The 8,602-nt window shown below is 39.9% G+C and carries 11 protein-coding genes; 6 read left to right on the forward strand and 5 right to left on the reverse strand.

Annotation, left to right across the window (positions count from 1 at the left end; translation table 11 throughout):
* Nucleotides 1-585 (forward strand): ABC transporter permease (locus tag H5163_RS20660; protein WP_182735857.1); only part of this gene is annotated, 585 nt, incomplete at its 5' end.
* 10 nt (nt 586-595) lie between these two features.
* Nucleotides 596-1,096 carry a DUF3299 domain-containing protein gene (locus tag H5163_RS20665; RefSeq protein WP_149983159.1) on the forward strand — a complete coding sequence of 167 codons (501 nt, stop codon included), beginning with the start codon at nt 596-598 and terminating at the stop codon, nt 1,094-1,096.
* A 72-nt stretch (nt 1,097-1,168) separates the two neighbouring features.
* Here the strand turns inward: H5163_RS20665 and mutM are convergent, their stop codons facing one another.
* A complete protein-coding gene (gene mutM, locus H5163_RS20670; RefSeq protein WP_145234708.1) occupies nt 1,169-1,978 on the reverse strand; it encodes a bifunctional DNA-formamidopyrimidine glycosylase/DNA-(apurinic or apyrimidinic site) lyase in 810 nt (269 codons plus the stop codon).
* Between the two features lies 1 nt (nt 1,979).
* A complete protein-coding gene (locus H5163_RS20675) occupies nt 1,980-2,498 on the reverse strand; it encodes a hypothetical protein (protein WP_145234706.1) in 519 nt (172 codons plus the stop codon).
* Nucleotides 2,499-2,670: 172 nt separating this feature from the next.
* On the opposite strand from H5163_RS20675, the gene H5163_RS20680 reads away from it, so the two are divergent.
* Entirely contained in the window at nt 2,671-3,597 is a 927-nt protein-coding gene (locus H5163_RS20680) for a manganese-dependent inorganic pyrophosphatase (RefSeq protein WP_145234704.1), read from the forward strand.
* Nucleotides 3,598-3,757: 160 nt separating this feature from the next.
* On the forward strand, nt 3,758-4,876 hold the full coding sequence (locus H5163_RS20685; RefSeq protein ID WP_182735858.1) for a diguanylate cyclase: 1,119 nt from the start codon (nt 3,758-3,760) through the stop codon (nt 4,874-4,876).
* Nucleotides 4,877-5,126: 250 nt separating this feature from the next.
* Here the strand turns inward: H5163_RS20685 and rpmG are convergent, their stop codons facing one another.
* From rpmG to radC, 3 genes are all read right to left on the reverse strand, one after another.
* Nucleotides 5,127-5,282 (reverse strand): 50S ribosomal protein L33, encoded by a 156-nt coding sequence (gene rpmG / locus H5163_RS20690; RefSeq protein WP_004335545.1) that lies wholly within the window; start codon nt 5,280-5,282, stop codon nt 5,127-5,129.
* An 11-nt stretch (nt 5,283-5,293) separates the two neighbouring features.
* Nucleotides 5,294-5,530 (reverse strand): 50S ribosomal protein L28, encoded by a 237-nt coding sequence (rpmB, locus tag H5163_RS20695; RefSeq protein ID WP_004335549.1) that lies wholly within the window; start codon nt 5,528-5,530, stop codon nt 5,294-5,296.
* 277 nt (nt 5,531-5,807) lie between these two features.
* On the reverse strand, nt 5,808-6,482 hold the full coding sequence (gene radC / locus H5163_RS20700; RefSeq protein WP_169020545.1) for a DNA repair protein RadC: 675 nt from the start codon (nt 6,480-6,482) through the stop codon (nt 5,808-5,810).
* Nucleotides 6,483-6,635: 153 nt separating this feature from the next.
* Here radC and coaBC point away from each other — a divergent pair, with 153 nt between their 5' ends.
* Together coaBC and slmA are read left to right on the forward strand one after the other, a co-directional pair.
* Nucleotides 6,636-7,853, forward strand: a complete 1,218-nt coding sequence (coaBC, locus tag H5163_RS20705) for a bifunctional phosphopantothenoylcysteine decarboxylase/phosphopantothenate--cysteine ligase CoaBC (RefSeq protein ID WP_179959239.1) — start codon at nt 6,636-6,638, stop codon at nt 7,851-7,853.
* 115 nt (nt 7,854-7,968) lie between these two features.
* On the forward strand, nt 7,969-8,556 hold the full coding sequence (slmA, locus tag H5163_RS20710) for a nucleoid occlusion factor SlmA (RefSeq protein ID WP_145234700.1): 588 nt from the start codon (nt 7,969-7,971) through the stop codon (nt 8,554-8,556).
* Nucleotides 8,557-8,602: the final 46 nt, after the last annotated feature.

An 8,602-nucleotide genomic window follows, 5' to 3' on the forward strand; every position in this document is an offset into this window, starting at 1 on the left:
CATGAACAGCATGATGATCTAACAGGCGAACCTAAGCAAATCACCGCGTTTTTAGTGGGTTTTGATTCTCCGCTTTATACGTTACAAGTAAGGCGTAATATTAATCAGTACAAACCTGAAGCGTTGCTTGCCATCATGCCTGGTGTAACTTTGCGTGAGCTATGGGAAATGCTGACAATTGTTGAAAAAATCTTGTTGCTGTTTTCTATCGTAGTGGTACTCGTGAGTCTGCTAGGCATGCTAACGACCCTATTGGCCAGCCTTAACCAACGCCGCCGCGAATTGGCCATTTTACGCTCTGTCGGTGCGCGTCCTTGGCATTTATTCACATTGATCAGCATAGAATCACTACTGATAACCTTTTTAGGTTGCCTAGTAGGTTGTGGGTTATTTTATTTATTAATGTCTCTTGCCACAAGTTACTTGCAAAGTAATGCCGGCATCACAATCACCATTGCGATGCTATCGAGCTATGAACTGGTATTGATCGGCGCTATTATGGCGGCCGGCTTTATCGTTGGTTTGATACCAGCCACCCGCGCCTATTTTTACTCATTGTCTGATGGCATGAGCATTAAAATTTAAGAGGAATATCATGCAGTACTTTCAAAAGCTCACTTTGCTTTGCTTAGTTATTTTTAGCTTTGGTTATAATTTTAGTAGTTATGCCAATGAACCAAAAGAAATTTTTTGGGAAGATTTAATTCCTAAGGGACATGTACAAATAGATACTCAAGATCAAGCTAGCCATGAAGGTACAGAGCAAAATTGGGTGCAACCTGATCTAGATGCACCAATTGTTAAGGAACTCAATGGCCAATCAGTCAGCTTACCTGGGTTTGTAGTACCTCTTGAAGGTGACAGCGAAATGATTACTGAGTTTTTATTAGTGCCTTACTTTGGTGCTTGCATCCACGTGCCACCACCACCACCGAATCAAATTGTTCATGTGACAATTAAAGGCGGCGTGCCAATTGAAAGTTTGTACGATGCCATAGTCGTTACCGGCGTCATCAGCACTGAAACCTGGAGTGGCGACATTGCACAAGTGGGCTATAAAATGACAGCCGTCGGCGTTGCACCGTTTGAGCTGTAACTCAGATACATACCTCAGGCGTGTTGTTCCCAGTGCTGCAAATAGCAGCTCTCAAGTGCAACATGCCTTAACTTATTTTTGGCATTGACTACAGTACACTGTACTACGTTGCCCTAAACGAATTTCTGTTAATGCTTTCTTACATACCATACATGGCTCACCTTTGCGGCCATAAACTAATAACTGTTGTGCAAAGTAACCTGGTTTACCATCACTTTGGGCAAAGTCTTTTAATGTCGTGCCACCTTGAGTGATAGCCGCAGCCAAAGTATCTTTAATAATAGGGATTAATTGCTGATAGCGCGCTTGTGATACTTTTCCTGCTTCACGTTTTGGATGAATACCGGCCTTAAAAAGAGACTCGTTAGCGTAAATATTACCCACACCAACCACCACAGCGTTATCCATAATAAATTGTTTGATTGGCACTTTCTTATTTCGTGACTGCTCATATACGCGCTTAGCAGTAAATTCATCAGTGAGTGGCTCAGGGCCCAGTTTGCTCAGTAAGCTATGACATTCTCCGGGCGCTTGCCATAAACAACAACCAAATCGGCGTGGGTCATTTAGTCTCAATGCTTTACCGTTGGCAAATATAAACTCGATATGATCATGCTTTTTTAATGGCTCATTTTGTTCAACAACTCGTAAATTACCCGACATACCTAAATGCAAAATAATGCTGCCCAGTTCACACTCAAGTAGCAAATACTTTGCCCTACGCTCAACAGCTAAAACAGCTAAGTTAGCGATTTTGTACACATCATCCGGCACAGGCCAACGCATATTCGGATTATGAATATTCACCTTTGTAACTGTTTGCTGCAAAATATGTGGGGTGATCCCCATTCGGCTAACTTCAACCTCTGGTAATTCAGGCATACTATTTAGGCTCACTTTGTGAAAAATTAAAACTAGGGAATAAACGCTGCGCAGTTGCTTTATCAAGTGATAACACGCGCTGGTTGCTTTTATCTAATAAATAATAGCCTTGTGGTGCGCTATATAATTGATACAACCAAGGAAGTTGCTCGCCTGCCAACCATACGGTTGCTACAGTCAAAGCTGAGGTATTGTGGAATGCTTGCTGATTATCAGCGACCGACAATTGCATGCTCTGCCATTCATTTACTAATGCCACAAGGTTTGCTGTTGTTGCTTGCCAAAAACTAGCAGGTGCATTATTGATTAATGCAGTGGCGCGCCAAGAAGTGCCTATGCGCTCTATTTTTTGATCGGGAAACTCTAGAGCTAAAATAAAGTTTTGCGCTGGCAATACACTTTGCACACTAGATTGTTCTGAACCACTGTTGAGTTTTGTATGTAATCCATTAAAAAAGAAAATCATCAACAGCATGGAAAAAATAACCACATTATTCCAGCCCCTGCGACCTAACTGCATTTGAGTTCTTCCTAAAAGATTCAATTAGTTAAAGTGTAACCAAAAACATATAAAAATGGCAGTTGAATTTTTTAACTACTGTTAAGACTGAATATTACAAAAAATCACCAACGCGAATGTGTCAAAGTTAAATTACTTTGCTAAAATACGGCAAAATTTAAGGAGTTCCGTCATGTCAATGTATGTAGTGGGTCATAAAATCCCAGATTCAGATTCTATTTGTGGTGCAATCGCACTCGCATATTTGAAAAACCAAATCGAAGAACCAGCAATTCCAACTCGTCTTGGTGAAATATCACCTGAAACGCAGTTTATTCTTGATAAATTCGGCTTTGAAGCACCAGAGCTAAAATTAAGTTATGCCGGTGAAGATGTTTACATCGTTGACCATACCGAAAAAACGCAAGCACCTGATGATATCGATCAAGCTCGCGTTGTTGGCGTTGTTGATCACCATAAACTAGGCGATTTAACCAGCTCTACACCTCTTGAATGCTGGATCCGCCCTGTTGGCTGCTCAAACACGATCATTAAAATGATGTATGACTTCTACAATGTTGAAATTCCAAAAGACATTGCAGGCATCATGATGTGTGCAATTTTAAGTGATACGGTTATTTTCAAATCACCAACCTGCACCACAGCTGATATTAAATGTGTTGAAGCGCTTGCTGAAATTGCCGGCATCGAGGACTTTAAAGAATTAGGCATGGATATGTTCCGTGTTAAGTCAGCGGTTGAGAATACTCCAGCGCGTGATTTAGTAATGCGTGATTTTAAAGACTTCAACATGAACGGTAAACTAGTTGGTATTGGTCAATTAGAAGTTATCGATCTAGCGGTATTTGATGATATTAAAGCAGACCTTGAAGCTGATATTGCTAAGCTTAAAGAAGAAGGTGGACGCCACTCGGTATTCTTATTACTTACCGACATCATGAAAGAAGGCTCACAAATGCTGATCGTATCTGACGATGCAACACTAGTTGAAAGTGCTTATGGTGTAACGCCCAAAGACGGAAAAGTATGGCTAGACGGCGTACTGAGCCGTAAAAAGCAAGTAGTACCACCACTGCAAGATGCATTTGCAAAGCTTTAAGGTGCTAAATGCTAAATGCTAAATGCTAAAAATATTAACCTTGTGGGTTTTTCCTGCAAGGTTTTTTTATACCTAAAACTTATCAGTTAATATTTGTGCTACACAGGACTCTGCAAATAAGTAATACTTAACATCATAAATAATTAGGTAATATTCATTTATGTTAGGGTTTTGGTACAGTAAGTCTCCGCAATTTGCAAAGGATCACAAAGATTTTTGGCGATCACGTTTAATCGCCCATTTTTTATTATTTTCAACAGCTTACTTTTTCATTTTAACAGTACTCAATGTTTTCTATTTCGAGCAATTAGACCTTGCCTTAATTGACTGTTTAGGACTTGTTATCTCATTAACTATTTATTTCTGGTTTTACAAATCTGGCAACGTCAATGTAACCGCATGGGCTGTTACATTAATGGCTAGCAGCTTAGCTATATTATTTATAATTTCGGTAGGCGGAAATCCATTTTCGATATTATGGGCTACGCTTATCCCCCCTTTTGCATTTTTTTTAATAGGCAGAAAACGGGGAAGCATCATCAGCGCAATTGCATTCTCTATTTGTGCATACTTAATTTATACACAGCAACAACAAACAATAACCATAGGGTTAGGATCATTATTTAACACTATCGAAGTCAGTATCGCTCATATTCTAATTTTTAGATTTTACGAAAAAACACGTTCGTTAGCGTATCAAAACTTATCTAACCTTAATGACGAAATTAAGAAGTTAGCAGAAACAGATAAGTTGACTGAGTTATATAACAGACAAAAATTTGATGCAGAGTTATCGGCATTAATAACTAAAAGCGAGCATTCTCAAGCATCTCATTGTTTACTTATGTGTGATATAGACTATTTCAAAAAAATTAATGATACCCACGGGCATTTAGTTGGCGATAAAGTACTAAAAGAGTTTGCTCATCTGTTGCAGCAAAAAATAGGTGAGCAAGCGTTAATCGCCCGTTGGGGTGGTGAAGAGTTTGTAATAATATTACTCAACACTGCTTTGTTGGATGCAGCAAAGCAAGCGAATGAATTAAGGAGTTTAATTAGCTCAAATACAGTTGCCAATATGCCTATCACTATCAGCCTTGGGGTAACCGCTATACAAAAGAGTAATGATAGCGTTTTAAAAGTATTAGAGCGAGCTGATAAGGCACTCTACTTTGCTAAACATCACGGCCGAAATTTAGTTTGCATCAACGATAACAACGCACATGTTACCTGTTATGACACATTTTTAAAATTAGTCGACGATGATATAAACGAATAATACTAATCGACTTAAATATTTAACTATTCTAGCGCGCTAAATAAAGCGCTAACTGCGTTAGTAATTTTTCATGTAGAACAACTACATGTCAAAATTTATGCCTTGTTATCACTGTATTTTCTGTCGCTGTAAATGGTCAGTAACTTAAAACGATTGGTATAATCTGTGATTCGAGAACGGAAAAACTACGCATTTGAAAAACAAAAAACCCAGCCTAAGCTGGGTTTTTGATATTCATAGAAAACTAAAATTACTTGATTTTAGCTTCTTTGAAAAGAACATGTTTACGGATTTTTGGATCAAACTTTTTGATTTCCATTTTTTCCGGCATGTTACGCTTGTTCTTGTCGGTAGTGTAGAAAAAACCAGTACCAGCTGTAGAAACTAAACGGATCTTATCACGCATGACTCAGGTCCTTAAACTTTTACGCCGCGAGCACGGATTTCAGTAAGAACCGTGTCGATGCCTTTTTTATCGATAATACGCATACCTTTAGTAGTAGTGCGTAATGTTACAAAACGTTTTTCACTTTCAACCCAAAAACGGTGTGTTTGTAGGTTAGGTAGGAAACGACGTCTAGTCGCGTTTCTCGCGTGTGAACGGTGATTACCAACCGCAGGACGCTTACCTGTAACTTGACATACTTTAGACATGTCTATATATCTCCAATAACTTCGCTCGAGCTTAATTTGTCCCCTAGGCTATGTATTTTGTGCCCCAGGGATAAATCGAAGGGCGCTCTTTATACAGCTTATACAGGCAAAGATCAAGTGATTGATCTAATCCAACCAGCTCATGTGTAAATTTGATAGCGGCTAATTATAAAGATCGAATGCCCTTAGGGAAAGTAAAAACTGCATTTAAATTAAACTAATTTGCAAATAAGCACTAAACCGCTCATTTTTAACACGCTTAGTGATTTGAATACGCTTAAATCAAGCCTCGTTCTGCAAACGAAACACAATTATCTCCCCCAACAACGATGTGATCTAAAATATTTATATCGACTAATTGCAAAGCTTGCTGCAATTTAGTGGTAATTAATTTATCAGCTTGGCTTGGTTCAGCAATACCTGATGGATGATTATGAGCCAGAATAAGTGCCGCAGCGTTATTTTTTAAAGCCGCTTTGACGACTTCTCTTGGGTAAACAGATGCCGCATTAATAGTGCCATAAAAAAGTGTTTCTTCTTTAATTAAGCGATTCTGACTATCTAAATACAACACCATAAACACTTCTTGCTGCAAGCCTCGCAGCTCAATCGTTAAATAGTCATATACTGATTGCGGTGAATTAAATACTGCTTCGCGCTGGCATTGCTCCATCATATAACGACGACTCAACTCCAGTACTGCTTGAAGTTGAACAAATTTTGCTGTGCCCAGTCCTTTTTGTGCACAAAAATCATCGATTGATGCATTAAATAAGTTATGCAGTGTTTGATTTTGTGTCATTAAATGTTGTGCTAACTCAACTACATTCATGCCCGGCAAACCCGTTCGCAAAAATATCGCTAATAACTCGGCATCGCTTAACGACTTAGCCCCTTTCGCCAATAACTTTTCGCGTGGTCGCTGGCTACTTGGTAAAGAGGTGAGCTGCATTATTTCGTCCCTGAAAAATGATTTATAATTTAACTGTAATGCAAAAATAAAATTTCGCCTGTAAAACTGCGAATAAATTCCATATTAAAACTTCGTCCCCAAGGCAAAGATTTGCTATCGTTAGCGCATATCGACAAACAGTTTTATCAGAGTATGACAAAGTTAATGACCAATTTAGCGACAGAATTAGTAAATAAAAAAATTGTACTTGGTATCAGCGGTGGTATTGCCGCCTACAAATGCGCCGAACTTGTTAGACGCTTAAAAGATCATGGTTGTGATGTCAAAGTGGTGATGACTGAGTCAGCTAAGCACTTTATTACTCCGCTTACCATGCAGGCCGTAAGTGGTGAAATGGTCTCAGACTCTTTGCTCGATCCATCTGCTGAAGCCGCTATGGGCCATATTGAATTTGCTAAATGGGCTGATTTAATATTAGTCGCTCCTGCCACATCTAATATCATCGCAAAAATGGCAGTCGGCATTGCAGATGATTTACTCACCACTTTATTGCTGGCAACACCCGCAAAAGTAGCAGTGGCGCCTGCAATGAATCAACAAATGTATGCCCACCCAGCAACTCAAGCTAACTTAGCAACTTTAAAACAGCGTGGCATTGCAATTTGGGGCCCAGGTAAGGGTGAACAAGCATGTGGTGATGTAGGTGCAGGGCGAATGCTTGAACCACATCAGTTAGTGGCACTATGCACGCAACCTTCGCAACCGCAACTACTAGCTGGTAAAACAATTACAATCACCGCAGGGCCAACTCGTGAGCCACTTGATCCGGTGCGTTTTATATCAAATCACAGCTCTGGGAAAATGGGCTTTGGGCTTGCACATGCGGCAGTTAGTTTAGGAGCAACGGTTAACCTGATTTCAGGTCCGGTAACAATTGCGCCACCACCAGGTGTTAACCTAATAAACATTGAGACCGCTGAGCAACTACTTGAACAATCACTTATTTTTGCTCCCAAATCGGATGCTTTTATTGGTTGCGCCGCGGTTGCCGATTATCGCGCCGCAGCGATAGCCGAGCAAAAAATGAAAAAACAAGGCGATGAACTGACTCTCACTTTAGTTAAAAATCCAGATGTAATTGCCGCAGTTGCTAGCCTTACAGAGGGTCGCCCATATACAGTTGGCTTTGCCGCAGAAACTCAAGATGTCGCAAGCTATGCGAAAGGCAAACTCAGCAATAAAAACCTTGATATGATCTGCGCTAACGATGTATCACAAACCGGCCTTGGTTTTAATTCAGATCATAATGCTTTAACACTGTTCTGGCATAATGAACAAAAAGAACTGCCCGTCGATACCAAAAGCGCATTAGCACTGAGTGTAATGAGTGAGCTTGCTAAACGATTGTAAAAAGGCTGGAAAGAAACTGAATAAAACATTAACATAGCCCTTATCGCTTGCTCAAAAAGTGAGTGATAAGTAGCCGCCAAAAGCTAAGTAAATAATTATAAAGAAAGGAATGTTCATGCCTGCGACAAAAAGAAGTAATCGCAAAGAGCAAATACTACAAGCACTCGCACAAATGTTAGAAACCAGCCCAGGTCAACGTATCACCACAGCAAAATTAGCTGCTGAGGTAGGTGTTTCTGAAGCTGCGCTTTATCGTCATTTCCCGAGTAAAGCACGGATGTTTGAAGGCTTAATAGAGTTTATTGAAGACACTTTGTTGTCGCGCATAAATCTCATTCTTGAAAACGAAAAAGAAACTCAAAGCCGTATCTATAATATTTTATTGCTACTACTGGCATTTGCTGAGAAAAATCCGGGGATCACTCGTATTTTGACCGGCGACGCCTTGCAAGGTGAGCAAGAACGCTTGCGTGAGCGTGTACAAAGCTTGTTTGAAAAGCTTGAAACACAACTAAAACAAGTACTACGCGAGCGTAAACTTCGCGAAGGTAAAACCTTTCAAAGTGATGAGTTAACCATTGCCAACTTTTTACTTGCCTACATTGAAGGCAAGATGAACCAATTTGTCCGCAGTGACTTTAAAGCAAAACCTAGCGCGCAATTTGAAAAACAGTGGTTAGAATTACAAAAAATATGGCTTTAACTCCTAGCTCCTAGCTCCTAGCTCCTAGCTCCTAGCTCCTAGCTCC

The organism is Pseudoalteromonas sp. SG44-8 (assembly GCF_014164125.1).
GTDB lineage: Bacteria > Pseudomonadota > Gammaproteobacteria > Enterobacterales > Alteromonadaceae > Pseudoalteromonas > Pseudoalteromonas rhizosphaerae.

Bases quoted from the DNA above. Each gene is read 5' to 3' on its own strand.
- H5163_RS20665 (WP_149983159.1), top strand. From the start codon at position 596: ATGCAGTACTTTCAAAAGCTCACTTTGCTTTGCTTAGTTATTTTTAGC.
- H5163_RS20685 (WP_182735858.1), top strand. From the start codon at position 3,758: ATGTTAGGGTTTTGGTACAGTAAGTCTCCGCAATTTGCAAAGGATCAC.
- rpmG (WP_004335545.1), bottom strand. From the start codon at position 5,282: ATGCGTGATAAGATCCGTTTAGTTTCTACAGCTGGTACTGGTTTTTTC.
- mutM (WP_145234708.1), bottom strand. From the start codon at position 1,978: ATGCCTGAATTACCAGAGGTTGAAGTTAGCCGAATGGGGATCACCCCA.
- H5163_RS20680 (WP_145234704.1), top strand. From the start codon at position 2,671: ATGTCAATGTATGTAGTGGGTCATAAAATCCCAGATTCAGATTCTATT.
- H5163_RS20675 (WP_145234706.1), bottom strand. From the start codon at position 2,498: ATGCAGTTAGGTCGCAGGGGCTGGAATAATGTGGTTATTTTTTCCATG.
- slmA (WP_145234700.1), top strand. From the start codon at position 7,969: ATGCCTGCGACAAAAAGAAGTAATCGCAAAGAGCAAATACTACAAGCA.
- rpmB (WP_004335549.1), bottom strand. From the start codon at position 5,530: ATGTCTAAAGTATGTCAAGTTACAGGTAAGCGTCCTGCGGTTGGTAAT.
- coaBC (WP_179959239.1), top strand. From the start codon at position 6,636: ATGACAAAGTTAATGACCAATTTAGCGACAGAATTAGTAAATAAAAAA.
- radC (WP_169020545.1), bottom strand. From the start codon at position 6,482: ATGCAGCTCACCTCTTTACCAAGTAGCCAGCGACCACGCGAAAAGTTA.